This window comes from Zavarzinella sp., assembly GCA_041399155.1.
Classification (GTDB): domain Bacteria; phylum Planctomycetota; class Planctomycetia; order Gemmatales; family Gemmataceae; genus JAWKTI01.
Genome location: JAWKTI010000001.1, coordinates 1,292,618 through 1,318,837 on the forward strand (window position 1 = coordinate 1,292,618; position 26,220 = coordinate 1,318,837).

Annotated in this window: 23 protein-coding genes; 9 read left to right on the forward strand and 14 right to left on the reverse strand. The window is 47.5% G+C overall.

The features are described 5' to 3' along the window. Positions 1 to 33 precede the first annotated feature (33 nt). The 4 genes from R3B84_05445 to R3B84_05460 form a co-directional block, all read right to left on the reverse strand. On the reverse strand, positions 34 to 258 hold the full coding sequence (locus R3B84_05445; protein ID MEZ6139997.1) for a hypothetical protein: 225 nt from the start codon (positions 256 to 258) through the stop codon (positions 34 to 36). A 245-nt stretch (positions 259 to 503) separates the two neighbouring features. Next, positions 504 to 1,619, reverse strand: coding sequence for a Gfo/Idh/MocA family oxidoreductase (locus tag R3B84_05450; GenBank protein MEZ6139998.1), 1,116 nt, complete (start codon positions 1,617 to 1,619; stop codon positions 504 to 506). A gap of 66 nt (positions 1,620 to 1,685) precedes the next feature. Next, on the reverse strand, positions 1,686 to 2,597 hold the full coding sequence (lpxC, locus tag R3B84_05455) for a UDP-3-O-acyl-N-acetylglucosamine deacetylase (GenBank protein MEZ6139999.1): 912 nt from the start codon (positions 2,595 to 2,597) through the stop codon (positions 1,686 to 1,688). A 101-nt stretch (positions 2,598 to 2,698) separates the two neighbouring features. Then, positions 2,699 to 3,352 carry an OmpH family outer membrane protein gene (locus R3B84_05460; GenBank protein ID MEZ6140000.1) on the reverse strand — a complete coding sequence of 218 codons (654 nt, stop codon included), beginning with the start codon at positions 3,350 to 3,352 and terminating at the stop codon, positions 2,699 to 2,701. Between the two features lie 385 nt (positions 3,353 to 3,737). On the opposite strand from R3B84_05460, the gene R3B84_05465 reads away from it, so the two are divergent. After that, positions 3,738 to 4,028 (forward strand): hypothetical protein, encoded by a 291-nt coding sequence (locus tag R3B84_05465; GenBank protein ID MEZ6140001.1) that lies wholly within the window; start codon positions 3,738 to 3,740, stop codon positions 4,026 to 4,028. Between the two features lie 9 nt (positions 4,029 to 4,037). Then, positions 4,038 to 4,829, forward strand: a complete 792-nt coding sequence (locus R3B84_05470) for a hypothetical protein (GenBank protein MEZ6140002.1) — start codon at positions 4,038 to 4,040, stop codon at positions 4,827 to 4,829. 337 nt (positions 4,830 to 5,166) lie between these two features. On the opposite strand, the gene pyk is transcribed toward R3B84_05470, so the two are convergent. Beyond that, complete coding sequence (pyk, locus tag R3B84_05475) at positions 5,167 to 6,621, reverse strand: pyruvate kinase (GenBank protein ID MEZ6140003.1); 1,455 nt, start codon at positions 6,619 to 6,621, stop codon at positions 5,167 to 5,169. Between the two features lie 47 nt (positions 6,622 to 6,668). On the opposite strand from pyk, the gene R3B84_05480 reads away from it, so the two are divergent. Next, positions 6,669 to 7,259, forward strand: a complete 591-nt coding sequence (locus R3B84_05480) for a hypothetical protein (GenBank protein ID MEZ6140004.1) — start codon at positions 6,669 to 6,671, stop codon at positions 7,257 to 7,259. On the opposite strand, the gene R3B84_05485 is transcribed toward R3B84_05480, so the two are convergent. The 5 genes from R3B84_05485 to R3B84_05505 all read right to left on the reverse strand — a co-directional run bounded on the left by R3B84_05485 (position 7,250) and on the right by R3B84_05505 (position 14,068). Next, complete coding sequence (locus tag R3B84_05485) at positions 7,250 to 7,654, reverse strand: secondary thiamine-phosphate synthase enzyme YjbQ (GenBank protein ID MEZ6140005.1); 405 nt, start codon at positions 7,652 to 7,654, stop codon at positions 7,250 to 7,252. The genes R3B84_05480 and R3B84_05485 overlap by 10 nt on opposite strands. A 48-nt stretch (positions 7,655 to 7,702) precedes the next feature. Continuing rightward, positions 7,703 to 9,406 carry a DNA repair protein RecN gene (recN, locus tag R3B84_05490; GenBank protein ID MEZ6140006.1) on the reverse strand — a complete coding sequence of 568 codons (1,704 nt, stop codon included), beginning with the start codon at positions 9,404 to 9,406 and terminating at the stop codon, positions 7,703 to 7,705. Positions 9,407 to 9,490: 84 nt separating this feature from the next. Continuing rightward, complete coding sequence (locus R3B84_05495; GenBank protein MEZ6140007.1) at positions 9,491 to 10,963, reverse strand: sulfatase; 1,473 nt, start codon at positions 10,961 to 10,963, stop codon at positions 9,491 to 9,493. A gap of 30 nt (positions 10,964 to 10,993) precedes the next feature. Continuing rightward, positions 10,994 to 12,490: a hypothetical protein gene (locus R3B84_05500; GenBank protein MEZ6140008.1), complete on the reverse strand. Its 1,497-nt coding sequence runs from the start codon at positions 12,488 to 12,490 to the stop codon at positions 10,994 to 10,996. A 45-nt stretch (positions 12,491 to 12,535) separates the two neighbouring features. Then, a complete protein-coding gene (locus R3B84_05505) occupies positions 12,536 to 14,068 on the reverse strand; it encodes a c-type cytochrome domain-containing protein (GenBank protein ID MEZ6140009.1) in 1,533 nt (510 codons plus the stop codon). A gap of 173 nt (positions 14,069 to 14,241) precedes the next feature. Between R3B84_05505 and R3B84_05510 the strand changes: the two genes are divergently transcribed. After that, positions 14,242 to 15,189 carry an NAD-dependent epimerase/dehydratase family protein gene (locus R3B84_05510; protein MEZ6140010.1) on the forward strand — a complete coding sequence of 316 codons (948 nt, stop codon included), beginning with the start codon at positions 14,242 to 14,244 and terminating at the stop codon, positions 15,187 to 15,189. Between the two features lie 205 nt (positions 15,190 to 15,394). On the opposite strand, the gene R3B84_05515 is transcribed toward R3B84_05510, so the two are convergent. Then, the gene (locus R3B84_05515; protein MEZ6140011.1) at positions 15,395 to 16,450 is read right to left on the reverse strand and encodes a sigma-54 dependent transcriptional regulator; all 1,056 of its coding nucleotides are present in this window, start codon (positions 16,448 to 16,450) and stop codon (positions 15,395 to 15,397) included. A gap of 400 nt (positions 16,451 to 16,850) precedes the next feature. Between R3B84_05515 and R3B84_05520 the strand changes: the two genes are divergently transcribed. From R3B84_05520 to R3B84_05530, 3 genes are all read left to right on the forward strand, one after another. After that, positions 16,851 to 17,624: an SDR family NAD(P)-dependent oxidoreductase gene (locus R3B84_05520; protein ID MEZ6140012.1), complete on the forward strand. Its 774-nt coding sequence runs from the start codon at positions 16,851 to 16,853 to the stop codon at positions 17,622 to 17,624. A gap of 115 nt (positions 17,625 to 17,739) precedes the next feature. After that, a complete protein-coding gene (locus tag R3B84_05525) occupies positions 17,740 to 19,200 on the forward strand; it encodes a DUF1501 domain-containing protein (protein ID MEZ6140013.1) in 1,461 nt (486 codons plus the stop codon). A 94-nt stretch (positions 19,201 to 19,294) separates the two neighbouring features. Next, on the forward strand, positions 19,295 to 20,011 hold the full coding sequence (locus R3B84_05530; GenBank protein MEZ6140014.1) for a methyltransferase: 717 nt from the start codon (positions 19,295 to 19,297) through the stop codon (positions 20,009 to 20,011). Between the two features lie 49 nt (positions 20,012 to 20,060). Here the strand turns inward: R3B84_05530 and R3B84_05535 are convergent, their stop codons facing one another. Beyond that, the gene (locus R3B84_05535; protein MEZ6140015.1) at positions 20,061 to 21,407 is read right to left on the reverse strand and encodes a sulfatase; all 1,347 of its coding nucleotides are present in this window, start codon (positions 21,405 to 21,407) and stop codon (positions 20,061 to 20,063) included. Positions 21,408 to 21,759: 352 nt separating this feature from the next. Further along, positions 21,760 to 22,236 (reverse strand): hypothetical protein, encoded by a 477-nt coding sequence (locus R3B84_05540; protein ID MEZ6140016.1) that lies wholly within the window; start codon positions 22,234 to 22,236, stop codon positions 21,760 to 21,762. A 326-nt stretch (positions 22,237 to 22,562) separates the two neighbouring features. Between R3B84_05540 and R3B84_05545 the strand changes: the two genes are divergently transcribed. Further along, positions 22,563 to 23,855 carry a hypothetical protein gene (locus R3B84_05545; protein MEZ6140017.1) on the forward strand — a complete coding sequence of 431 codons (1,293 nt, stop codon included), beginning with the start codon at positions 22,563 to 22,565 and terminating at the stop codon, positions 23,853 to 23,855. A 397-nt stretch (positions 23,856 to 24,252) separates the two neighbouring features. After that, positions 24,253 to 25,539, forward strand: coding sequence for a phosphopyruvate hydratase (gene eno, locus R3B84_05550; protein MEZ6140018.1), 1,287 nt, complete (start codon positions 24,253 to 24,255; stop codon positions 25,537 to 25,539). 16 nt (positions 25,540 to 25,555) lie between these two features. On the opposite strand, the gene lptE is transcribed toward eno, so the two are convergent. Then, positions 25,556 to 26,203, reverse strand: a complete 648-nt coding sequence (gene lptE, locus R3B84_05555; protein MEZ6140019.1) for an LPS assembly lipoprotein LptE — start codon at positions 26,201 to 26,203, stop codon at positions 25,556 to 25,558. Positions 26,204 to 26,220 lie beyond the last annotated feature (17 nt).

Below are 26,220 nucleotides of genomic sequence, written 5' to 3' on the forward strand. Positions count from 1 at the left end.
TGTTTTGTCTAGTAACTAAAAAATAATGAAAAGTTAGCGACGATCTCGAAGCATCTCTTCTTCGTTCGCTCGCTGTTCGGGTGATTTTGTGGGACTTTCCTGAGGACGGTTCGATTCTTCGTTTTGAACCCTTTTTTCTGCTTCAGCCTGTTCGCGAAGCTGTTCTTCTGTTAAAGTTTGTGGCATGGTAGGTGTTTTTTCGCCACAGCCAATCAATAAAAATGTGCTCAACAACATCAAACTACAAACGTATCTCATTGCACTCCCTAATAGTAACTACAAAATAAAAACTAGAAGAGTGTGGTGTAGATTTGATGTATTTCAGATGTAATGATGATGAATGTTCGATCATCATTTTTCTCTCATTTTTTGAACGTACTTACATTATGATGCTTGCATGAACAACCAACAGTGAAGTTAATGCTGGAAGATGAAAAGTGATTGAAAATAAATGAGAGGTAATTCAAGAAAAGTCAGAAAAAGGGGTATGTCTTCGAGAAGGATCAGGCTGCTTCCCGACCTTCTTCGTATTCACTTTCGAACAATTTGCCTTTGGGTGCGGGCATTTCTTTTGGACCAACAGGGCCATCTTCGACACCATTCCAGGGGTGGCGTTGCACACTTGCCAGAATTCGATCCGCAAGCGAAAGGGCATCCAGTCCATCCTGACCAGTCACACGTGTTTCACGATTTTCACGTACGCACGCGACGAAGTCAGACAGTTCGGCTGTCAATTGATCGTGGGGAGCTTCGCAAAAAAGCTCCAGGTGTTCCATGTGCTTGCCAAAGACATCGGCTTTCAACTGTTCACGACGCGAACGGTCCAGATGAAGATTGCTCAAGCCATGCCGACGAACTTCGTCTGAAGGCTGCACAAGATTCAGCCGTTTCTCGACAAAATCGATCCCCGCATAACCTTCAGGAGCCCAGATGCGTAGTTTTCGCTTTGGAACTGGACTGACCCGGCTGGCAGTAATGTTGGCCATACAACCATTTGCAAAGCTAATCCGGGCATTGACGATGTCTTCGTGGCCTCCAAACACGGATATACCAGCCGCATAAACGTTTGTGGCAGGGCTACGCACTAAAGAGAGGATCAGATCCAGGTCGTGGATCATCAGATCCAGAACCACACCAATATCGGTTGATCTACCCGTAAAAGGGCCGTGTCTCTCACTTTCGATCAGCTTTGGCGTGATGGGGCGTCGGATCAGTTCAAGAAAAGCTGGGTTGTAGCGTTCAATATGCCCCACCTGCAGTGGGGTATCGTTTGCGCGTGCAATTTCAACCAGTTCCTGTGCCTGGGCCAAAGTTGTAGTAATCGGCTTTTCCACCAATACCGGAACCGACCTCTTTAAAAAAGCGCGTGCGATTTTGTGGTGGTAAAGTGTTGGTGCCGCAATTGATACTGCATCAACTTGATCGAGGAGAGGCTCGTGATTATCAAACGCCTGAACGCTGTTTTCCTTATTTGAACAACGTTCGGCAATCACACGAGCGTGCTGAATATCAACATCCACCACGCCAACCAGTTTGACATCCGGCATCGATGAAAGTACTCGGGCGTGTTCCTTGCCCAGGTGACCTACACCGATTACGGCCATACGAATCTGTGTCATAAGTTGAGTATCTCCGGCAGCGTACCTGAAGAACGCATCTTCCTTGATGGCCAGTTCCCCGGACAGTTAATGGTCTACGATCCGCGTTAAGGCTTTCGCCAGTTCAATGTTCATGGGGTGGCCGGATCGATAGGCAACCACATGACCAGAAATATCAAATCCACATAGCGACAGATCCCCAACGATGTCGAGAATCTTGTGCCGTGCGGGTTCATTTGGAAATCGCAGGGTATTGTCGATCAAACCTTGTTCGCCAAATACCAGCAATTCCGAAGCTTTCAAATGTCTGCCGACTCCCTGTCGTTGTAATTCTAATGCCTCTCGTTCGAGAACAAATGTTCGACAGTGAGCGATATCTTTCTGAAACGATTCCGGTGTAAGCACTTCCGTGTGAGACTGGGCGGTAATAGGCGAGTCTACGCCATAATCCAACAGATAACTGATAGCCAACCCTTTTCCCTGACGAGGATACAAGGTAAGCGAAGCACCATTTTGCTGTACCGATATGGGGTGGTTCAACTCCAGTAACGGCTTGAATGTCTGCTGTTCAGACACCCCAGCCTGCAACAAGGCGTGTACGTAACCTTCAGAGGAGCCATCCAGGCCAGGTGGTTCTTCCGCATTCAGTTCGATGATGCAGTTATCCACTTGTAGGCCAGCCAAAGCTGCAAGAACGTGCTCAACCAGTGTTACGCGAGTTTGTCCAACTCCCAGTGTTGTTCGGCGCGTGGTGTCCAGAACAGAGGAAACCCGCGCCTGGATGGTGGGTAAACCAGGCAGGTCAGACCTGCGAAACAACAATCCTGTATGCTCCGGGGCGGGCAGCAGACTGAGAGTTGTTGGCACGCCAGTAACCATACCAACGCCAACAACCTTTGCAACTGATTGCAGAGTTCGCTGGCGTCGACCTGATTTTAGGGATGGCATCACACCATTTGGTGCTGATTGTTCCGACAATATTGCTTGCAGGGATGCCATCACTTATTATTTTTCATCGTACCAAGGGAAAAGGCGATTGTCTCGCAGAATTATCGACTTTACCCAAATTAAAAGTTTACCCAAATTACCTAAGATCTAAATTATTTCCCGCCACTAGCACCCGGTGTGGGAGTAGACACTTTCGGCAGTTCCGGTTTTGCTTCAGGATATTTTTTGTTCAAAAACGTAATTACCATGTCGGTCAGGTCCATTCGGTCATGATAAAACGGAATCATTGCAGGTGTCTGAAGCATCAGTCGGGCAATTTCCGGGCGATTTTCATCGGCTGGATTGGATGATGCGGGGTACCCAATAATCATGTCGATGCCATTGGCTTTGGCAATATCGGTAATCGCACCTTTGACTTCCAGATAGATCTGAACAATCACTTTGTCTGAATTTTCAGCCAGTTCTGCTTGAGCACGACGTTCCAGGTCTTCTAATTCCCGTTGGATCTGGACAGCTTCCTGTTGCATCAGCTTTTTCTTTTCTGGGTCAACTGTCTTCTGAAACTCGGCATTCTTTTCGGCAAGTTTTTCTCGTAAAGGATTCATCTTTACGACATAACTTTCTCGGACCTTGGTAACTTGTAAGCCAAGGTTGCCCGCTCTGTTATACTCTTTTAAGATTTTGGGGATATTGACGATGTAAATCTTTTGTGATCGTGTTTCCTGGGCGGTCACCACCTGGGTGCTAACCAAAACTCCGGCACAAACGACAGCCATCATGGCAAATTGAGTGAAAATCCGTTTCACCTGCATTCTCCTAATTGTTTCGGTATTGGGTACCCGCCCGAATAGCGGGGCAACAACGACCAACTTTACCGCAGCCGCTGTTATCGTGCTAATCAACCCTGAATACCCCATCGTTAGAATGCCGTCAATCCGAACCCTTGCAATGTTTTTTCCGCTTTTGTAATTCTTACGCAGTTCGGGATAAAGCTTATTTACCTAATTTACCGATTTACTCTGGTTTTCTTACGTTTCCAGAATTAACGCAATGACCATAATAGTATCCAAAATCCTTCGTTTGCTGGGATTGGTAGTCTTCTGTCCACTCCTTGGTTGCGGGGCGGGAAGCAACGAACCCGTAGCAGTTAAAGGTAAGGTTTACTTCCGTGGTGAACCACTTGCAGGAGGAATGATCATATTTTCACCTGATCCTGACCGTGGTACCAACGGACCTTCGTGTAAGAGTGTGATCCATGAGGACGGAAGTTATTCCCTGGAATCTGTAAATAATGACAATATTGTCAGCGGGTGGTATCGTGTGGCGATAGCGCCAGCACCAGGAACGATTCCTCCACCTTCCGTAGAGCATCCTGAACCAGCATTCCCGGTGCACTTCCGCAATCCAGCGCGTTCCGGAATTCACCGCGAAATTAAGATGATCCCAGTAAATATCATCGATTTTAATTTCGATGATGCCTGATTTTCTACCATGGAAAAGAAGAACTTATTTCCTGGCGAGTTTGTGGTGCAGCTGCTTTTCTGCCTGTTAGTGATACCCAATTTTTCATTTGCTGACGAAAAATTGCAGGTTGCAGATGATAATTTTGTCAAAGGATTAGAAAACGCTCATCAAACTTGTGTTGCGAAAGGTCATTTTCAGGTTGCCGCACAATTCTATGCGGAAATTTTCTCCAAAAAACCTAGTACCCACGTAGCACTTCGTTGGGGCGATTCACACCGCATGCTCAATCAACCTGCAGAAGCGATTCGGGCCTATCGATCTGGCCTGAGAAAATTTCCACTTTCAGCTGAATTGTGGGCCGCACTGTGTTCTTATCGAAGTAGACTTGGTACCAACAATACCGTTAAAAATGAAGAAATACTCATTGTATTTCAGATGTGGTATCCCCGCTTGCGCTGGTTGCAGTTTGTTATTCCAATCACGATGGCTTTTCTGGTCTGGAGATGGTGGTACCGTCGCAACCCCATCTTGTTTGGTGCCTGGGTTGGACTGGGAATATGTTACTTAATTGCCATATTGCTGCATGAGTATATTTTCATTCGTGCTAAAGCCTATTGGGAACCACCTGCTGTCGTGGTAAAAAGTGAAATTCCGCTTCGCACTGGCAATGGGGATGAATTCCCAAAAATCAATGAGGGCAACTTGCAAATTGGTGCCGAAATGTCCCTTATTCACCAGCGTGGGGAGTGGGTACAAGTTCGAACGAACTTGAATGAAACTGGTTGGGTGCATCAAAAAAATATTCTCATTATTGACTAGTCTTCAACCCGGTCTTTGGCACCAGGGTGCCCCACATGGGGGACCTTGACCACAGGGACCGCCGGAACCACCTGTCGTGGCTTGTAATGGAGCTGCAGGTAAACTCAATAGGCGGTGAACTTGTTCACTCCCACATTCTTCACAATGAATCTCTTCGGAACTGTTTGAATTTCGAACGAGAACTTCGAATTGATGGGAACAACTATCGCACCGATAATCGAAAAGTGGCATGGAAAATCCTCTTTGGAAATGAACCAGAAATATCTTGTACTCACAGATTACGAGAACGTAGTTGGGAGTAAAAGAGTGTGAGTGGATTCTAATTAGTGATAGATTCTTAATTATCTGGAATCACTTCTGGCTCGATTGCCTGCCCGCGCTGATTGACGCGGGTTAATCGAATCGTGGGGACGTATTCCCCTCCTTCGACAGGGTGGCCAGCAAGAACAACTACCAGTTGGCCAGCTTCAATTTTTCCCGCTTCAAAAGCAGATTCTACTGCACCACTGATGCGGTCATCGCCAATCCGACGGCAATAATCCATGAGAACTGGTTCAAGGCCCCAAACAATCGCCATTTGTCGCAAGATCTGCTCACTGGGTGCAGGTGCAATGACGGTGCAATTGGGTCGATGCCGTGCCAACAAGCGGGCTGTTCTCCCACTGAGGGTGGGGGTAATGATCGCATCAGCCTTTACTCTTTCTGCCAGAGTCACTACGAGCTCTGTGACATGATCATCAATCGAATGGTCCTGCAATTTCAAACTTGCAACGGGATCGCCGCCGTCTTTCAAATGTTTTTCAGCTTCGATGGCAATCTGGGACATGCACTCGACAGCCAGATGGGGATGTTTTCCCACAGCGGTTTCGCCAGAAAGCATAATTGCATCAGTGCCATCGTAAATGGCATTTGCCACATCGCTTGCTTCCGCACGGGTAGGCCGAGGGTTATCACGCATCGAATCGAGCATGTCTGTAGCCGTAACCACTGGTTTGCCCGCAATTCTTGCCAGTGAAATAAGTTGTTTTTGCACGGTGGGAACTCGTTCCAGAGGGATTTCTACACCAAGATCCCCACGCGCCACCATGATTCCATCGAATGCGGCAATAATTGCTGCAGCATTTTCAATTGCTTCAGGACGCTCCATTTTGGCTAAAATCGGTACATTCATTGAATGCAATGCGGCTTCTTCACGAAGTTCCGAGGCTGCTGCTGCATTTCTTACAAACGACAATGCCAACCAGTCTACTTGTGCCTGGGCTGCGATTGCCAGTGCCTGCCGGTCTCGATCCGTCAGTGCCGGGATGGTTAATTTGGTATCCGGAAGGTTAAGCCCTTTATTGGGCAGCAAAACCCCACCGACAATAATGCGACTACGAACAAATTGTCCATCGTTTGCTGTGACTTCCAGTTGCAGGCGACCATCATCCAGCAAAACACGGTGCCCAGTTTGGGTTTCGCGTAATATTTCTGGTTCCGTAATGCGAAGGTAGGATAATTCTGGCTGGTCGCGAATATCGATCACCAGTTCCTCACCTTCAATCAACTCAAGTGGTTGTTCAGTCAATACACGAAGTTTCGGGCCTGGCAAATCAGCTAACACAGCCACATGAAGTCCCAGGCTGGCTGAAACGGAACGTAATAACTCAATTCGTGCCAGATGTTCTGCCGCACTGCCATGAGAAAAATTTATTCTGGCAACATTAACCCCCGCCTTCAGCATTTTTCGAAGCATATCTGGACGATCGGTAGCAGGTCCCAATGTCGCAACTATTCGCGTGCGTCGGTTCATCAAACATGTATCCTTATGAAAGAAAGAGTGTCCCGGTTCATGGTGTTATGTTAAGGAATTCTCTCAGCAAGTTGGTGTTCTGCGTCGTCGCGCTCGTGGTGGTGGAAATTATTTCTGCTTTTTCCCCAGTCTGGTGGCCAGTCCAGAATTCCGCAGATTTCCACACACGTCAGACCGCCAGAATTGCCGTAATTCTCTGGTTTATTGCGGTTGGCTGTTCATTGCTGCAAGTGAAAGGTTGGGCTCGTGCAATCTATTTTTGCGGAGCAGGTGCTTTTCTGTACCACGTTCTGGTAGCATTCGATCAAATCCATGATTGGTCACACACAGCAGCGTGGGAACACGTTCAGGAAGTAAGTGGCTTCGGCCATGGAGTATTTGTCTCTTACGCATTTTCGTTGATATGGCTGGTGGATGCAATCTGGTGGCAATTCTGGCCCTGGAATTATGCTCTGCGCAATAAAACGATGCACTGTCGCATTGAAATCTTCATGGTATTCATCATTTTCAATGGAACGGTTATTTTTGAAGCAGGTATGATCCGCTGGATTTCGCTGCTGGGTTTTTTGATACTGGGGCTTCTGGTTTGGAAATATCGAATTTTTACCAAAGCAACGATGATGAAGGATTACGTATAACCACCAATTGTTTGTACCAAAACTTCTCTCGTTCGAGGGCCATCGAACTCACAAAGGTAAATCCCCTGCCAACGACCCAATTCCAACATACCATCGTCAACGATGATTGTGGCACTTGAACCAACAAAACTTGTCTTCAAGTGGGAATCGCTGTTTTCTTCCGCATGTTGAAATCCTGGCTGATGCTGGGGAATCGTCCGATTCAGAAAAAGCAGCATGTCATGAACAACATCTGGATCGGCATTTTCGTTGATGGTGATCCCTGCCGTAGTATGCAAGGAATAAACCACGCAAATTCCGTTGGTAACCCCACTTCGCCCCGCACATTCCTGGACCTGACGGGTAATTTCGACAAACTGATTCCGTTGTTCTGTGCGTATTTTAATCCGTTCCATGACCTTCATCCAATTGTGGAGAAATGAGTATTTGTTTTGTTTGTACTGTTAATCAGACAATTGTTGTGCCTGCAACAACATTTCTTTCGCTTCTTTTTTCGTCGAAGCCGATTTTGCTTCGCCTCGCAGCATACTAGCCAGTTCTTCGATTCTGTCCTGTGTTTTCCGTAATTGCGTAATCGTGGTAATCGTTTTCTTGCCGTGGATAGTTTTGCGAATGCCCCACTGATGTGTTGCATATGCGGCTACCTGGGGAAGGTGGGTTACACAGATCACCTGATGACTTTTTCCAAGAGCTGCGAGTCGCTGGCCAACAATATCCCCTAATCGACCCCCGACATTCGCGTCAATTTCATCAAATACGAGTGTCCCAACCATGTCATGTTCTGCCAACACGGTCTTCAATGCCAGCATCGTGCGGGACATCTCCCCACCTGAGGCAATTTTTCGCAGAGGGCGGGCCTCTTCACCCGGATTTGCTGCCAGAAGAAAATCCATCTGATCCGCACCACCAGAAGGTATCGGACCTGCAAGTGGATTGGTGCCCAGATCGATTTTGTGAAAACTACACGAAAGTTTTGCCTGTGGCATACCAAGAGTTTGCAGGTATTTTTCAGTTGCTTTGATCAGTTTTTTGCCCACCGCAATTCGTTGCGTGCGTAACAGGTCTGCCTGCTTCACTAAATCTGCAAATGCTACCGCTAATCGTTGTACGATTTCTTTTGAATCTGCGGTCGCTCGTTCAAAGGAATCCAGTTTTTGTTGTACTTGCAGCAAGTAACCTGGCAGTTGATCTGCAGGCCGCCGATACTTGATCTCCAGTCGTTTGATCAGTTCCATTCGAACTTCTATCTCAGCCATTCGTTCAGGATTTGGCTCTGATCGATCGCCAACAGCTCTTGCCAATTCAACAACAGATCGGGTTTGAAGTGCAAGAGCATGCAATTGTTGAACAATGTCGGCAAAATCATCAGAAAAATGTTGCCATGGGTGGGCTGATTTTTCCAGTTGACCAAACCGCTCTACCACTGATCCATCATCGTCGTAAAGAATCGCCTGCAATTCGTGGCAGTATTCCTGAATGCTTTGCGAATTCGCCAGTGTCTGGTATTCGCTTTCCAGTTGCGGCAGTTCTCTGGGCTTAATTGCTGCTGCTTCCAGTTCTTCTTTTTCGAAATTCAGCAGTTGTAATTCACGTTCTGAATTCGCTTGAACTTGCTTTTGTTGCTCGATCTGTTTTCGAAAATCCCGCACCATGACTGCAGTGCGGTCGTATTCCAGGCGAAGTTCCTGCAAATTGCCGTACGAATCCAATAACTGAATCTGGTAGGTGGGCTCCAGTAATGAGTGGTGCTCTCGTTGGCCATGGACATCTACCAGCAATTCACCCACTTTTTTGAGCAGGTTTAAAGTTACTGGCTCATGATTGAGGTAGGCTTTGCTGTTACCCCATTTGCTTACTTTTCGTGTAATGATCAACTCTGCAGGTTGCAAAGTTTCCTCGAGAATTGTTTCAATTGCCTGCAGCAAACGGTGATGTCGTAGTTCAAAAACTCCAGTTACTTTCAGTTCTTCAGCCCCACTTCGAATCAGATCGATTCGCCCACGATCACCCAGGAGTAATCCCAATGCACCCAGTAACAACGACTTCCCTGCACCCGTTTCACCTGTCCAGGCGCAGAACCCCGGTTCCAGTTCGATGTGGACATCTTCAATTAACGCAAGATTCTGGACAGTGATTTCGCGCAGCATTTTCTGGTGTTCAACTAAACAAAGATTTCTATCATCTCCTGGCAACGATACGCAATGTCAGTTGCAGTGATCTTCAAAGCTATCTCAATTCCGAGGCTGCTTTGCTGGATCAAATTCAGGACGAATTTTCCCATTGAGATCAATGATTGGTCGCGGGTTTTCCACTTTGCCCAGTTCCCGCACCCCTGGCCCAATCCCTTTCACTCCAAGGTCTTTGTCGATTACTTTTATCAGTGCCTCCATCTTCTCTACGATCTCAGGATGATCAGCAATGATATCATTTTGTTCGCTGATATCAGATGCCAGATTGTAAAGCCGCATCGGTGATTGTGCATCCTTCCCAGGAGTATTTTTCTTTTTTTGCACTGTCTGTGGTAAATGCAATTTCCAATCACCCTGTCTGATCGCCTGTAATTCCAGTCCGCGGTAATAATACTGCACGGTGCGTGCCATTTTACCTTGTTTCGGATCTTTCAGGAGTCCTGATAAATCAACACCATCGATCTGAATTTTCTCTGGAACCGTCCCACCAGAAAGAGCCACAAAGGTGGGTAACAGGTCGATCATTCCAGTAATGGCATTCGTCGAAGTGCCTGCAGGAATGGTTTTTGGCCACCAGGCAATCGTGGGAACTCGCATCCCACCTTCCCAGGTGCTGCCTTTATTACCACGTAATGGTGTATTTTCCGCTCGCGGCGTGCCACCGTTATCGCTTGTGAAGATCACAAGCGTATTTTCCGATATTCCCGCCTGTTTAATTGCATCCAATACTGTGCCCACGCTCCAATCCACTTCTTCTACCCAGTCCGCATAAATACCGTGTGGGGAACGGCCTGCCCATTTTTTGCCAGGATAAATCGGAAAATGCACCGCACTGTGGGGCAGATACAGAAAAAATGGTTGTGCCTTGTTATCAGTAATAAATTTTACTGCTTCTGTTGTGTAAAGTTCTACCAATGATTGCTGATCATCGGGAAGTACCCGCTTGACTACTTTGCCATCTTTCAACAGTGGCAGTGGCGGCTGACCAGCACCTTTCGGTTTCGGTAACGGCTTTCCGAGATCACTTTTAATCCCATCTTCTGCAGGGCCCATATCGTTAGAGTAGGGCAGGCCGAAATACTGATCAAAGCCGTGTTGCTGGGGCATGAATTCCGGTTGATCTCCCAGATGCCATTTGCCCACAATTGCTGTTTTATATCCCCTGCTTTTCAGCAGCTTTGCAACTGAAATTTCTTTTGAAGAGAGCCCCACGGCATTGCCAGGAAAAAGTACATGGGGAATGGGTAGCACCCGTTTCGGATAACATCCGGTGATCAGTGATGCCCGCGAAGGCGAACATACAGGTGCTGCATAAAACGATGTTAGTTTGCAGCCTTCTTTCGCCATCGTATCCAACGCTGGTGTACGATTCTTTTTAGAGCCAAACGGCCCGATATCTGCATAACCAAGATCGTCGATGTTAATCAGAACGATATTCGGTTGTTGCTTTTCCTGTCCAGTAAGGCTGGAAACAGTAATTGCGAGGAAAGCCAGGACGATTGAGAGGTAACGCATAGATTTTCTCGAAGTGGATCGCTTGGAAATTTACTGAATGTCGGAAAGTTGAAACTTAACGCCGATGACAGTGGTGGCCCAGATAGAACGATCCTGGTTCCCTTCATCTTGGTAGGTCAGTTTACCTTTTCGAAGTTGAATTTTCCAAATGAGCTGGGTGTCTTTTGGTTTCGGTTTCAGGTAATTCAAAACAGATTCTTTGGGAGCAACATGTACGTAGTACGTGGCCTCTTCGCCAGGTTTCAGGGGATCTTTCCGACTTTCATATCCCACCGCATATTCATTTATAACTGATGGTGCGTGTGGCCAGTCAAACGTACCACAGAAGGAGCGTTTTTCATGCCAAAGGCTGGTTAATGGCGTAGGTTGCGAATCTTTTTTTGCACGATTAAAAGCCGGGTCATCTGGGTGAAAAGCAAGGTCTTTGGATAAATTTTGAATGTTCAGCTGCAGTATGATAGTCTCAGGTGGGACTGGTCGTTCATTTCGATTCTTTTTCGTCTCTGTAACGCAAACCAGCTTATCTCGAACAATCTTCTGTGGTACGATTTTCAAATCTCCTACCGTCAGTTCATTACCTAACGTCACCTGTAATTTTTCTGGCACAGAAAGCTCTGCCACTGGTCTTCGATCCAGCGGTAACCAATCTAGTGACGTCTGTTTGGGGTCTGCTTTTTGATATTGCCCATAAACATCGGGAATATTTTCGAATGGGTGGGGAGTAGAATCCGTTAAAAAGTAGCTGTAGCCAAAAAAACCAGCAGCACCTGTCATGAGGAGGCCATATGCAAGCAAAATCCACGTAAATGCGGAAGACCCGCCCGAACCCGCTTTTGATTTTTCCGGTTTTGCCTTAGTGGCTTTTTGGGTGCGTGCCTGGTAATTGGAACCGGCTTCCTCTTCTTCGACATCATCTGAAGGCGGTTCATCCAATGCTTCGATGCGGGGTGCTGCCAGTTCCGATTGCCCGAAAAGGTCGAAGGTCTGCGGTTGGGCAGGAAAGTGCTGCTCAGGTGCTGCCTGTTCCACTATTTGTGGGGCTGGTGCAGAAATTGGCTTTGGGGCCTCATTAGGTTGCTCATTCGCTACAGAATCAGAAAAATCTTCAAACGGATTTGTCGGTTCTATAGCTAATTCTGGCTCTTCGTTGGCAACAAATTCTGTTGTTTGTTCTGTGTTTGGGGGCAATTTTAGTTGCTGGTTCTCAGTATCGTCCAGAGAGTAATTTCCTCGAATGTTTTCGGTCTGTGGCACTACTGGTTTCAGTGGCTCATCAGCAAAAAAGTCATCACCAGAACTTTGTTCTGAAAAAATGCTTTCCGTTGACTCGGTGGGCTGTTGGAACTTTGGTAACTCTTCATCAGTTTCTGGTGTCAATACCTCATCGGCCACAGGTGGTGAAGCTTTCGGATCATGCGCTTTCACGACAGATTTACAGTGGGGGCATCGGACATTTTTGCCTATCAGAGCAATCCCCACTGCCATCAAATTGCCACAGTTCGAACATGGAAAATTGATTGTATCCATAATTTCTCTTTGCTATCCGCTTGATGATTTCGTCGTTACAAGACATTATTTTGGTACTGGAACAAACGATTTTTGCAATTTTCCAGTCATGGGATCGTGCAGTCGAACGAGCCCGTCAAACCCAGCAGATGCGACGGATTTTCCATTAGGGTGGTAGCTTAGGGTGTAAACAGGCGAAATTACGTTTTCAAATGTAGATTTCGTCTGCCCAGTTCGCACGTCAAATACCTTGATTTCTCCTTTCCCATCCAGGCTACTGCCAGCGGCAAAGTATTGCCCATGTGGGTCAAACGCCAGCGCATATATCCGGCCATTCAACGCAGGAAATTCTCTGATTTTGTTGGCATCGTCACCAATCTGCCGTTTCACTTCACGATGGATCTTATAAAGACGTGCTTTTCCATCAGAGCCAGCAACAAGAATTTCGTCATAAACCTGTGCAGGTTGACCAGGTGCGTCGTTTGGAACAACCGCCATCTTTTGTTTGAATTGATGATCTCTTATTCCCATCAAAGGAACATTGATTCGGCTTGTCTGCGAACCAAAAAGAGCAACGGCCTTCATGGTTTCCAGTAAATCCGGACGAATTGTGGGTCGTAGCTGAACTGCCAGCAGACCCCCCGTCAGTGCACCAGGTGTAATGCTGGTGACATTGTCGATAAATCGATTCGTCTGAACTTCTGTCAATTTCACCGATTGATCACGGCTGATCGATATCAGGTGCTTCCCGGTCTGCGAAAATTCGGTGCCAAGAACCCAATCGGAGTGGGCTCCCTGAAAGAGTACCTGCTTACCATCAGCAACGGTAAATGCCCTCAGGGTATTGTCTGCACAGCCACATGCGACGATTGCACTATCTGGAGACCAGCTGACACCATAGACAGTGTCGTAACCTACTGGAATCGAAGAACGCAATTGGCGTTTCGCAACATCCCAAATCTGGATTTCGCCGAATCTGCCTGGATCTCCGCCAGAAACAGCGAGGTATTTACCATCTGGTGAAAAAGCAACTGCCTGGATTCGTTCCGACAGGCCAATTAATCGGCCCACCAGTTGGCTGCCGTCGGCTTTGTGCAACAACACCTCATGGTGTCCGGCGACAGCCAGTAATTCTCCATCTGGTGAAAAAGCCAATGATGTGATCACTGGCAGCGATTGATATTTAGGTGGGTGGTCAGCATCAATCAGCTGTTGTTTTGCCGCAGCGGGGGTATCGTCTAGAGCACCTTCTGCTACCCAGCGGGTAATCAGTTCGATTTGTTCTTTGGGTAATTCTGCCTGGCCTTTGGGCATTCGGGCTCTACCTTTCACGCCATGTAACAGTTGAACCAACAGACTTTTCGATGGATCTTTTTTCACAATGCCCGGTTGATCGCTGTCTCCAGAATCAAACAATTGCTGGTAGCTCGTCATCAGATAACTACCACCCTGCTTTGCAGGCTGGTGGCAGCCGTTACAGTGAATTTGAAATATCGGCCGGACATCGTTGTAATAACTGACCGGTTTTTCTGCACTGTTGGTGGTAGCAACACATGCCAACACCAAACTGATTCCAAGTAATCTGTTAAAACGCAACATCGTACCACCTTCGCTGAACGCATCCAGTTTACGCGGGATGCGACTCGTTTACCAGTAAAATTCTATACGATCAACCGATTCACCTTGATCACAAGGCACTCGCTGTCTTCTGCAATCCACTCTTGCTGTTCCCACTAATTCGTACACTATCCGTTTGCGTACGAGGAACATTCGTGAAAGGCGATATCTGTTTAGTGACCGGTGGTGCCGGATTTATTGGCTCCCACCTGGTTGATGTACTTTTCCAGCAAGGGGCCACTGTTCGAATTCTGGACGATCTCAGCACGGGACTTGCCGAAAATCTGTTCCACGTGCGTGAACACATCCAACTGATTCATGGTTCGATTCTTGATGAATCTGCTGTGAAGCAGTCGATGCACGGAGTGCGTTATGTCTTTCACCTGGGTGCACTCGCATCAGTGGCACGTAGTGTTGAGGCCCCCATGGTGAGTCATGCTGCTTGTGCCACGGGAACGGTAATGGTACTGGACCAGGCACGCCTTGCTGGAGTTCAGCGCGTGGTTTACGCAGCCAGTTCCAGCATGTATGGCGGTAGTTCATCCGCCAACGGTCAGCAGGAAAACCAGTTACCATGCACGCTGTCTCCATATGCTGCAGCAAAACTGGCAGGTGAGTACTACATGCAGGCTTTTGCCGCAACTTATGGAATTGAAACCGTTCGGTTGCGTTTTTTCAACATTTTTGGCCCACGTCAGCGTTCTGATTCGCCCTATTCCGGCGTCATTGCCATATTTATCGACAAAATGTCGCGCGGGGAAGCTCCTGGCATCCATGGTGATGGATTGCAATCCCGCGATTTCACATATGTGGGCAATGCTGTGCAAGCCTTAACCAAAGCAGCCACGGCACCTGGTGTCTCAGGCAAAGTCTTTAATGTGGGTACGGGTAACAGTACCACGGTGCTGGATTTGGTGCAGGCATTGAACCAGATTTTGGGTAAATCGCTGCAGCCAAAGCACTTAGACCCGAGGACCGGGGATGTACGCTACTCGCTGGCTGATATTTCCAATACGATACAGGAGCTTGGCTACCAGCCCCACGTTTCGTTCTACGATGGTCTGGAAAAGACCGTCCAATGGTATCAAAAGTCCCAAGGATAGTCAGATATTAATAATAAACTCATTTATTGCTCCGTTATGTAGGAATGTACACAAGAAATAGTGGCACATAATCACTAATATACAATTTAACACATCGATCAGGGATTTGTTGGCATTTTTTTTGGAAAAAAGTGTTGGATCGTTGTAAGTGCTTACGAATCAAGTGGTTATGACTGGAATAATTGCATAATTTCTTTCATATTCGTCATTCTGCATCTTCAGTGGGTTCCTGCTTGCTTGATTTGTTTAATCCGTATTCTTCCAGCTTTTTGTGCAATGTATTTCGATTGATTCCCAGACGATCTGCCGCCACTACCTTGACGTGGTCGCTGGCATTCATCACTTGTTCCAGCAATTGACGTTCCACTTCCCGCACCACTGTAGTGTACAGATCCTTTGATTCAGTACCGGCTGACTGAAGTGCTGTCTGGATCAGCATGTTCACTTGTGAAGACACATCCTGCCCCGATCTGGATTTTCTGGTGCGGAGTGAATATTTTGGCCGGTTCAACTGGAGCATGTCCAGCGATGGGGCTTTGTCGGCAGACAGCACTACAATTCGTTCGATAGTATTTTCAAGTTCCCGCACGTTACCCGGCCAATCGTGGGCTTGCAGGGCACGAATAATGTCCGCAGGTAGCTGTTCTGCACGTGGGGTTGATTCCAGAAAACGCTGGTAGAAAAAATCTGCAAGCAAGGCGATATCTTCCGGACGTTCCCGCAAAGGCGGCAGCATGATTGGTATTACATTCAAGCGATAATACAAATCTTCGCGAAATCGCCCACGATCGATCTCATCTTCCAGTGATTCGTTGGTTGCGGCAACCACGCGAACATTTACTGCGATGGTTTTCGTGTCACCAACCCGTTCAAATTCCTGTTCCTGGAGCACCCGAAGCAGTTTTACCTGTAGTTTGGGTGACATACTGTTAATTTCGTCAAGAAAAATAGTCCCGCCGTGGGCAGCTTCGAATCTACCCGTTTTGTTCTCGATTGCCCCCGTAAATGACCCTTTGATATGGCCAAACAGTTCACTTTCCAGAAGATTTTCGTGCAGTGCCCCGCAATTGACCCGAATGTATGGTCCACTGGACCGTTTGCTACGTTTGTGAATTGCTTTCGCGATCAGTTCTTTCCCAGTACCTGTCTCACCAATCAACAGAACGCTGGCATCGCTGGGTGCAGCCAGGCGAGTCATTCGGTACACCTCCCGCATTGCCGGACTGGAACCAACAATCTCTGGCAGCAACGGTTCCGACATAAAACTCCATTGAACAAACTGGTCAACAATCTACAGCACAATCCCATGCATTGTAGCACGCACTGCCTAGAGATTAAACTTTTGCTAACCAGACTCTTTGCAAATAGTGTGCGAAAGTACAAAATTGGTATGTTTTGTACCGTTTTTCGATCCCACCACTAGAAAGTATATCCAAATTCTGCCTAATTATTGTGCACAGATGCTCAAATAATAGGCAGATTGGTGCGAGTGGGATTCTACTTTTCACCAAACAATGCCGTACGTGTTGCAGACAGAAAATATGGCTGTAAACCCCCTGCTTTAGGGGTCAAAACAGCACCGATGTTTGACAGTTGGTATCTGTGCGGCACTTTGATAAGTTTTTTAGAACAGATACCTCTCTCAATCATGGGAATGAAACATGCACGCAAGTATTGAAAAACTGTTCGATTTAAGTGGTCGGGTGGCACTTGTGACAGGTGGCAACAAAGGCCTCGGGCGGGAAATGGCTCTTGGGCTCGCACGAGTGGGTGCCGATCTGTTGATTGCCAGCAGAAATGTGGCTGAGTTGCAATCCGCTGCCAAAGAAATTGCAGCTGATACTGGTCGTCGTGTCGAATGGGTGCAGACCGATGTCAGTGATCGCTCTCAGATTGCCGCACTTGGTAAAGAAGTAGTCACTCGAATGGGCCGCGTGGATATCCTGATTAACAATGCGGGTATGAATCAACCCCAGGCAATCGATGAAATTACGGACGATGTGTGGGATAGAATCGTGGAAGTCAATCTTTCTTCCATCATGGCACTGACACGAGCTGTCGTTCCAGATATGTGTTCCCGCAAGTGGGGCAGGGTGGTGCACATTTCGTCAATCATGGGGATCATTTCCAAAGATCGTCGCAATGCTTACTCCGCTACCAAGCGGGCATTAATCGGACTTGCACAGGCAAGCGCACTCGATTTAGGTGCCCACAATGTCACGGTGAATTGTATCGCACCTGGCCCATTTCTGACCGACATGCCGATGTCGTTACTTTCTGATGTTGAAAAGCAGCAATTTGCGGCAATGACCGCACTGAATCGGTGGGGACAACCATCAGAATTAGTGGGTCCAGCCTTGTTCCTGTGTAGTGAAGCCGCTAGCTACGTTACAGGAGAAGTGCTAGTCGTGGATGGGGGCTATACAATACGATAGTTGTACGACTGTGTGGAATTCTGGTGGCACTTTTCAGAATTCTGTTGCGTTCCAGAATAACTGCTGGTAAAGTGTAATTAATTATCCTGCCACATGATCAATTTGGGGACATTCAATGCTTGTTGTACCAGGGCTTACTGGAAAAGATACTTGTGATGGAACCACTCGCCGCGATCTTCTACGTATTGGCGGCTCGGGCCTGCTCGGGTTTACTCTGGCCGATCTCTTTCGGGCAAAAAGTGTTGCAAACGAAAAAGTATCCGAAGGTGGGCCCGGCTTTGGCAAAGCAAAAAGTGTCATTCTTGTTTACCTGCAAGGTGGACCAAGCCATCTGGATTTGTGGGATCCCAAAGATAACGTTCCTGAAAAGAATAAAAGTGTTTTCAAGCCGATTGCAACAAAAACACCAGGTGTGCAGTTTACCGAACTGCTTCCAACACTGGCAAAATCTACTGAACGCTTCAGCTTGATTCGATCCATGAGTTACACGCCTGTCGGGCTGTTTAACCATACTGCAGCGATCTATCAGATGCTGACTGGCTACACTACAGACAAAGTTTCACCTTCTGGCCAATTAGAGCCACCCACACCAAAGGATTTTCCCAACTTTGGCTGCAATATCATTCGCTTGAAGCCACCCACCGAACCGGTGCTTCCATTTGTGATGATGCCCCGCCCACTGCAGGAATCGAACGTGGTTGGGAAAGGTGGGACAGCCGGTTTCTTAGGGAAAGCATACGATCCCTACACGCTGTATCCAGCAGGCGACGATAACGATATGGCCAAGATGAGCCGTATCCGCACCGAGGATCTGGAATTACGACCTGATGTGAACGAAATTCGTTTGAATCGTCGTGCGACGTTGCGGGATACCATTGTTAAAGGGATGCCCGAACTGGAAAAAGCCACCGAAAAGTTTGAATTGAAAGAGTATTACGGCAAGGCTCTTGGCTTGGTGCTTTCCGGGAAAACTCGCGATGCTTTTGATTTGACCAAAGAAAACGCTGCGATGCATAATCGGTATGGCAAAAATACGTTTGGTCAGTGCTGTCTGCTGGCCCGTCGGCTTGTAGAAGCGGGTACCCGCGTGGTGGAAATTAATTGGCCCAAAGTTGCCAATTCGGACAATCACTCGTGGGATGTCCATGCGGGCCTCTCAGGTCGAATGAAAAACAAAGCTGCCCCCATGCTGGATACTGGCCTCGCAGCGTTAATTGACGATCTTGATGAACGTGGCTTACTGAGCGAAACCCTGGTTGTTGCGGTCGGTGAATTCGGACGCAGTCCTCAGCGTGGTGTCAGCACCAGCGGAAACCAGAATCAGGATGATGGTCGCGACCACTGGCCATACTGCTACACTGCAGTCATCGCAGGTGCAGGCATCAAACGTGGTTATGTCCATGGAAAATCGGATAAAACTGGCTCTGCTCCACTGGAAAACCCTGTTCATCCCACCGATCTGCTAGCCACAATTTACCACAGTGTGGGGATTGAGCCTGAAACGATCGTTTACAACCACCTGAACCAGCCACGCGAGTTGGTCAAGGGTAGTGTCATCGGCGGATTGATCGGCTAAATGTTAGAGTGCTTTTATTTTTAGACGGCCTCTGCAAGCTATTCCAATATCTTCGTGCGAGAATTTGCATGAACAAAACTCTACAATGGTTTTCATGTTTAAATTAGATCGCAGACGACAAGTTGCCGAATTAATGGATGATCCCCAGGTGCCGGTGGGTAACCACCACCAGGCACTGCGTGGGTTGAGTCGGATCAACTGGTTCAGCAACAGTTCCGGTATCCTTTTTAAACCAATCCAGCAAATAGCCCAGTCTCATCCCGGGCATCAACTTACACTGCTGGACATTGCCACTGGTGGGGGTGATGTCGTAATTCGCCTGAAGAATAAATGCGAACGCCTGGGAATACCTATCAAATTCAGTGCCACGGACATTAGCCAGACGGCACTGGATATGGCTGCAAAAAAACCGGGTGCCAAGGGAATCCACTGGTTTCAACATAATATTATCAATGATGGAATATTGCAAAATTACGATATTGTAATTTCATCGTTGTTTATTCACCACCTGGAAGAAGAAGAGCTACACGTGGTGCTGCAGCGATTTCGGGAGATCGCCCGCAAAGCCATACTGATTAACGACTTGCGTCGTTGCGTGTGCGGCTGGTGGGCAGCAAAAATTATTCCCAGATTTTTGTCTCGGTCGCGAATTGTTCATTTCGATGGCCCCGTTTCCGTGGCAGGTGCTTTCACTTCAGAAGAATTACTGCATTACGCACGCCAGGCGGGCTGGGAAGGTGCCAAAGTCCAGCACGTTTTTCCGTGGCGCATGTTGTTGGAATGGCACACACCGAAACTGGAAGCTGCGTAACACAGAATCGCAATTACATATGAGAATATCTCATTTGATGATGTGTAATCTATTTTGCTGCGGCTTTTAATTCCTGAAATCGCTTCCGCATCTCTGCCAGTTGTTTGGCCGCACGTGGAGATTTGGCCATATCACTTTCTTCCATTGGATCATTCTGAAGATCAAACAATTGTTCATATTCAAATTCTGGCCAATACATGTATTTCCAATCTTTTCGCACCAGTGCTTCAGAAGACGGGATTCTGTCTTTATTGCTGATGGTGCCATGTTCGTAGAAGAATTCCTGCCGCCAAGCTGGAGGCTTTTCTGAAAGATAAAGCGGTGCAATGTCGGTCCCCTGCATCGTTTTCGGTGCGGGAAAACCCACGTAGGACAGAATACTGGGTGCCAAGTCTACGCTTAAGGTAAATTCCGCACTTGTGATGCCATGTTTGGTCTGATTCGCTCGTGGATCGGCGATAATCAGTGGCACGCGAATGCTTTCCTGGTGCGGGTACCACTTATCAGCAAGACCATGTTCCGCGTGGTAGTAACCGTTATCGGTGGTGAAAATAATGAGAGTATCATCATAAATTTGTTGTTTTTTTAGTTCTGCGATAATTTTGCCGCACGTGGCGTCAACTTCGGTGGCTAGCCGATAATAGTTCTTCATCATTTTCTGATACTTTTCGGGTGTATCAAAGCGCCAGCCCCAACGCACGCGACCTTCATTCTTGTTGGTGAAGAACGGAGGCAGGCGTTTCCAGGACTCTTCCGTTGCGTTCTTGGGCACAGGTATCGTCACATCTTCGTATAGTTTCATGCTTTGCGGTTGTGGTAGAAACTGTTCCGGATTGGGATCTTCCGCATGGGTAGCAAAAAAGGCAACCGTCAGACAAAATGGCTTATCAGCGGGGCGTTTTTGGAGAAATTCCAGCGAATCCTGTTCATTTCGTTGCGTAACATGGATTTTTTTGCCATCAATCATGTACCAATGTCTGCCAGCATAGGATTTGCCAAAGTCGTACTCTTTTGCCGGGAATGGGCCGTTGTGCCATTTGCCCACATGCCCCACATGGTAGCCATTGGCACGAAGTATCCCTGGATAGGTTTCGGAAAATGGCGTGTTGAATTTAGTAAATGCACGGCAACCATGACGCGACATCCATTGGCCGGTCAACAGAGTTGCTCGGCTGACCCCACAGATAGCAGTGGTGGTGCAATTATGGGTAAATCGCACACCTTTTGCAGCCAACTCATCAAGGTGCGGTGTTTTTACAACGGGATTGCCAGCCACACCCAGCGTATCAAATCGCCAATCATCGGCGTACAGCACTACTACGTGACGATTTTTTGCTTGAACGGTAGCAGTTGCCAGCCCACAAAAGGCGATCAGCACTAGAAATCTGCGTAACATGGCATCCTAATGGAAAAGGGGTGAATTTGTTTCTGTTTTACGGAAATGAAGCAGCAGAAAAACACCCATGCTCTTCTGAGCCGAATTAATACTTGCAAGGTGGTACAGCGTCTACCGATGGTGGCACCTTGCTGGTGCGGATTGATTACAATTAGGATTTCTTCGGAAATCGGTTGCGCCATACGGAATATGGCACTGTACCCATTGTGTCGTCCGAGCAGTGCGTTTATGATGGGCGAAGATGGTAGAGAGCGTCTGCAATTTAATACGGAACGAAAATTGCGATGTATACATCGATCATTGGCATTGGGGCCGAAAAAAATCAAAGCACAATAAATTGAGTGGTGCGTTTTTATTGACGCCAATTGCATTGAGCTACCAATGCAATAGCAAAATTGTCAGAAATCCAACTGTCTTGAAAAAAGATTATTCCATCCGATGATTCGATTACAGCTTCCAGCATCCATGTTGAAATTGGTAGGGATTGTGAATCTAAATCAATCTTTACAAATTCGTTCAGGACACTTCCCGACAACCAAATCCAATCTCTGTCATGGAGGTCACTAATCCATGCTTGAAGGCTGAATTTTGAATCAGCTCGAAACCAATCAGGGAGCATCTTTTCACATTCATCATCAGTAGGCCATTCACCAAGTTCTTCATCTCGCCATGTGCCCCATGACGCTACTGTACTCCAAACATCTTTGACCCGATTCAGTAAGGTAATAGCTGGCATTCCGTGCAATGGAAATGCAATTATCGTTCGGCCAAAACATTCCGGTTGTCGAGTATGCTCGTATTTCAAGTTAAGGAATTCCTGAGTTTGCATTTTTATCCTCCTGCTCTTGAAACTCGACCGGAAGCTGCCATCAAAAGTAATATGATTGGTCAACCTGTTGGCAAAGCCACCGTTACCACCGATTGCATTGTACGCAAATGTGCGCGTGCCATCTGTCAGCAACCGATCGACGGTATCTTATCATGAAAGTACAGTGTTCGCCATTCTCCACTACCAGCGGCAGGCAGGCATTGGTATTGTGAAGGAATTTTCATAATTCTGGTTGACAGCAGGGAATCGGATTGCACAGCAACGCCTTGCGAAAAATCCATAACAATTCCAGATAACATTCCGCTGCACAAGCAATGAGTACGAATATGTTTCCCGAAATACACCAGATTCACCAGAATCTCCCCCACACCACGATAACGGATCTAGAAGCCGCAGTGAGCGAAGCGTGGAAAAAATCACGTTCATTTGCACGTATTCAACCTGGAATGCGGATCGCTGTGGGCGTTGGCTCACGGGGAATCTCCAATATTGCCCGAATCACCCGGGCCACGATCATCACCTTGCAGGAAATGGGTGCCAAACCATTTCTTGTGGCTGCGATGGGCTCGCACGGTGGAGCAACCCCGGAAGGCCAGCGTACGCTACTGGCAGACTATGGTATCACGGAAGAATCGATGCAAGTGCCCATCCTGACCGATATGGACGTCGATGTGATCGGTACCAACAGTTGGGACGCACCGGTATACTGGGATCGCAATGCTTTACAAGCTGATGGCGTGGTGACGATTGCCCGCATCAAGCCCCACACAGACTACCGTGGGAAATACGAATCCGGTTTAATGAAAATGGCAGTTATTGGTTTTGGTAAACGTGCGGGTGCGGCACAGATCCATCTTTATGGTGCGACAGCACTACGGGACATGATCCCTGAATCAATGAATGTGATCCTTGAAAAAACCAAATATTTCGGCGGTCTGGGGATAATCGAAAACGCCCACGAAGAAACCCACCATCTGGAAGTAGTGGATCGTGACGATTTATTGACCCGAGAGCCTGAATTATTAAAAATCGCTCATCAACAGATCGGAAAATTGCCTTTTGAGCAATTGGATCTGCTCGTGATTGGCGAAATTGGCAAAAATTATTCGGGTTCGGGGATCGATCCTAACGTAGTGGGGCGATTTCTGGTGGAAACTGCACCCGATCTGGACCTTGCACCACCCCACATTACGCGGATTTGTGCCCTGGACCTTTCTCCAGAAAGTCATGGCAATGGCGTGGGGTGCGGCATTGCTGATCTGATCAGCAAACGGCTGGCAGATGCAATTGACCCGAACATTACACGTACCAACGTGTTGACAGCCTGCTTTCTCTGGCGTGCAAAAGTGCCGTTTTCATTCCCCACTGATCAGGATGGTATCCGGGTCGGTCTGGAAACCTGCTGGCAACCAATTTGGGAGAAAATTCGCATGGCAATCATTCCCAATTCTCTGGAAGTTGCAGATTATTATGTTTCGCAGGCTTTATTGGAAGAAGTGGGGAAACACCCAAATCAGGTAATTACAGGACAAAAAATGCATCTTCCTTTTGATGAATCGGGAAACCTGATTCAGGAAGAATTATTCCCACATTCGGTAAGATCCCGCCGAAGTCATTAATCGGTCAGGATTTGAAGCGATACTTGTCCGACGCAAGACTTTATTTGCAGTTTTCTCACGATTTCACCGAATAATAACAGTACCAAAATAACCGACAGGATGTTCACTCTTTGTTATCAATCGATCGCAAGATAGTTTGTTAACTTGGAAGTTGTTCTGCTGACAGGGAATCAGCACGGCCCCCGACGTGCTCCCTCGAGGAACTTACCTGTCCGGTCGCGGTTCTGGTGTTGAGAGAAGTGGTACTTGTACCATTTTTTGCTCCACCAGGACCGCTTTTTTTTCTGATCGCTTGAATCCCGATTCCCTGCCACATATCCCAACAACGTTCAACAATAAGTTTAATATTCTCTTAAACTTATATATTTAGTTGTTTATATAACCTCTTGTGAGCAGAATGAGTACGATTCACCAAGTGAAGGGACGCGAAATCCTGGATAGTCGTGGGAATCCCACGGTGGAAGTGGAAGTGATTTTGAATGATGGCACGATTGGGCGTGCCGCTGTTCCCAGTGGTGCCAGCACGGGTGCCCACGAAGCTGTAGAGTTGCGTGATGACGACAAAAATCGCTATCTCGGCAAAGGCACCCTGACCGCAGCCAAAAATGTGGGGCAGCACATCGCACCAGTGATCCAGGGATTTGATGTTTTTGATCAATTGGGAATTGATTCTGCCATGATCCGGGCCGATGGCACACCAAATAAATCTAATATTGGTGCGAATGCCATTCTGGGCACTTCGATGGCTGTTGCCCACGCAGCTGCATCAGTGGCAGGGCTCCCATTGTATCGTTACCTGGGTGGCACCAACGCCAAATTACTTCCCGTACCGATGATGAACATCATCAACGGAGGGAAGCATGCCGATAATACGATCGATTTTCAGGAATTTATGATCATGCCCGTCGGTGCGGCTACTTTCCGCGACGGGCTGCGGATGGGGGCAGAAGTTTTCCACCACCTGAAAAAAGTGCTGCACAGCAAAGGGCTGAACACCGCAGTTGGTGATGAAGGTGGCTTTGCGCCCGACCTGGCAACTGCCGATGATGCACTGGAAGTAATTGCCACCGCAGTTGAGAAAGCTGGCTACAAACTGGGTGGGGACATTGTTTTTGCGATGGATGCTGCCTGCACCGAATTGTATGAAGAAGCGAAAAAGAAAGGCCACGAAGGCTACTGTTTTTTCAAAAGTCAGCCAGACCGCGTGGTGTCTTCCGATGAAATGATTGATATCTGGAAGCAGTTGTGTGCCAAATGGCCCATCAAATCGATTGAAGATGGCCTTTCCGAAGATGATTGGGATGGCTGGAAAAAGCTCACCGTAGCTTTAGGAGATAAAATTCAGTTGGTGGGCGATGATCTGTTCGTTACCAATGTCCAACGTTTGGAACAAGGCATTCGCAATAAATGTGGCAACAGCATTCTCGTGAAAGTGAACCAGATTGGCTCGTTGACGGAAACGCTCGATGCTATAGAACTCGCAAAACGTAGCGATTTCAGCACAGTGATCAGCCACCGTAGTGGGGAAACGGAAGATGTGACTATCGCAGATATTGCAGTAGCCACGAACTCCGGACAGATCAAAACCGGGTCTGCAAGCCGCACCGACCGGATTGCGAAGTATAACCAATTATTACGAATTGAAGAGCAATTGGGTAAAAATGCCCGCTATGGTTTGAACTGATCATCCCAGATGAAATCTACCAGCTTTCTTCCATCGCATTGACAATTTTTTTTGCCAGTCGCTTGAGTACCATGTCAACACCCGTTGCGGTGGTTTCACCCACTTCAGGCAGGATCCGACCAGTATCTGTAATCACCACAGGGATCGGCACATCGGGCAAACGTTCCTTGGGTGGGTGATTCGGATCGAAAACCACATTCCCCATAGTAGTGTCTTCTTTGGTTTTCGGATTAGTCAGAATTTGGCCTTCACGACCGGGTCGGAGGTCGTGCCAGACAATTTCCACACTTACCACCAACTGAACTTCACGAGCTTCATTAAATGGAGTGACGTTGAGAATCTGTTTTTGAAGTAGCGCAATTGTCCCTTGTAGTTCTGTGTCGGCCCGGTCAGGATCGCTAATCACTTTCATTGGCGTTTTCTTTTCGATTTCGTCGCCAACGAATCGAGTCAGATGCATTTCCAGGTCACGATAAGGACCTGTCACAAATGCCCGATTTTTGAACACAGGAATATAAACCGACTGAATGCTGGGATCGAAATTTGGTCGCGTACTGTATCCCAGGAGCGACCATTGCCCATCCGAGGCACACCCGCACACCAATGTGGTGGCAAAACCCAGCGTAGTACCCAGAAACGTGCGTCGATTGTGCAAGGATGACATTTTCGTAAACTCTTATT

Bases quoted from the DNA above. Each gene is read 5' to 3' on its own strand.
- R3B84_05450 (MEZ6139998.1), bottom strand. From the start codon at position 1,619: ATGACACAGATTCGTATGGCCGTAATCGGTGTAGGTCACCTGGGCAAG.
- R3B84_05540 (MEZ6140016.1), bottom strand. From the start codon at position 22,236: ATGCAAACTCAGGAATTCCTTAACTTGAAATACGAGCATACTCGACAA.
- lptE (MEZ6140019.1), bottom strand. From the start codon at position 26,203: ATGTCATCCTTGCACAATCGACGCACGTTTCTGGGTACTACGCTGGGT.
- R3B84_05470 (MEZ6140002.1), top strand. From the start codon at position 4,038: ATGGAAAAGAAGAACTTATTTCCTGGCGAGTTTGTGGTGCAGCTGCTT.
- R3B84_05515 (MEZ6140011.1), bottom strand. From the start codon at position 16,450: ATGTCGGAACCGTTGCTGCCAGAGATTGTTGGTTCCAGTCCGGCAATG.
- R3B84_05520 (MEZ6140012.1), top strand. From the start codon at position 16,851: ATGCACGCAAGTATTGAAAAACTGTTCGATTTAAGTGGTCGGGTGGCA.
- R3B84_05480 (MEZ6140004.1), top strand. From the start codon at position 6,669: ATGTTAAGGAATTCTCTCAGCAAGTTGGTGTTCTGCGTCGTCGCGCTC.
- R3B84_05465 (MEZ6140001.1), top strand. From the start codon at position 3,738: ATGATCATATTTTCACCTGATCCTGACCGTGGTACCAACGGACCTTCG.
- R3B84_05500 (MEZ6140008.1), bottom strand. From the start codon at position 12,490: ATGGATACAATCAATTTTCCATGTTCGAACTGTGGCAATTTGATGGCA.
- R3B84_05525 (MEZ6140013.1), top strand. From the start codon at position 17,740: ATGCTTGTTGTACCAGGGCTTACTGGAAAAGATACTTGTGATGGAACC.
- eno (MEZ6140018.1), top strand. From the start codon at position 24,253: ATGAGTACGATTCACCAAGTGAAGGGACGCGAAATCCTGGATAGTCGT.
- R3B84_05545 (MEZ6140017.1), top strand. From the start codon at position 22,563: ATGTTTCCCGAAATACACCAGATTCACCAGAATCTCCCCCACACCACG.
- R3B84_05445 (MEZ6139997.1), bottom strand. From the start codon at position 258: ATGAGATACGTTTGTAGTTTGATGTTGTTGAGCACATTTTTATTGATT.
- pyk (MEZ6140003.1), bottom strand. From the start codon at position 6,621: ATGAACCGACGCACGCGAATAGTTGCGACATTGGGACCTGCTACCGAT.
- R3B84_05530 (MEZ6140014.1), top strand. From the start codon at position 19,295: ATGTTTAAATTAGATCGCAGACGACAAGTTGCCGAATTAATGGATGAT.
- lpxC (MEZ6139999.1), bottom strand. From the start codon at position 2,597: ATGGCATCCCTGCAAGCAATATTGTCGGAACAATCAGCACCAAATGGT.
- R3B84_05535 (MEZ6140015.1), bottom strand. From the start codon at position 21,407: ATGTTACGCAGATTTCTAGTGCTGATCGCCTTTTGTGGGCTGGCAACT.
- recN (MEZ6140006.1), bottom strand. From the start codon at position 9,406: ATGCTGCGCGAAATCACTGTCCAGAATCTTGCGTTAATTGAAGATGTC.
- R3B84_05485 (MEZ6140005.1), bottom strand. From the start codon at position 7,654: ATGGAACGGATTAAAATACGCACAGAACAACGGAATCAGTTTGTCGAA.
- R3B84_05495 (MEZ6140007.1), bottom strand. From the start codon at position 10,963: ATGCGTTACCTCTCAATCGTCCTGGCTTTCCTCGCAATTACTGTTTCC.
- R3B84_05505 (MEZ6140009.1), bottom strand. From the start codon at position 14,068: ATGTTGCGTTTTAACAGATTACTTGGAATCAGTTTGGTGTTGGCATGT.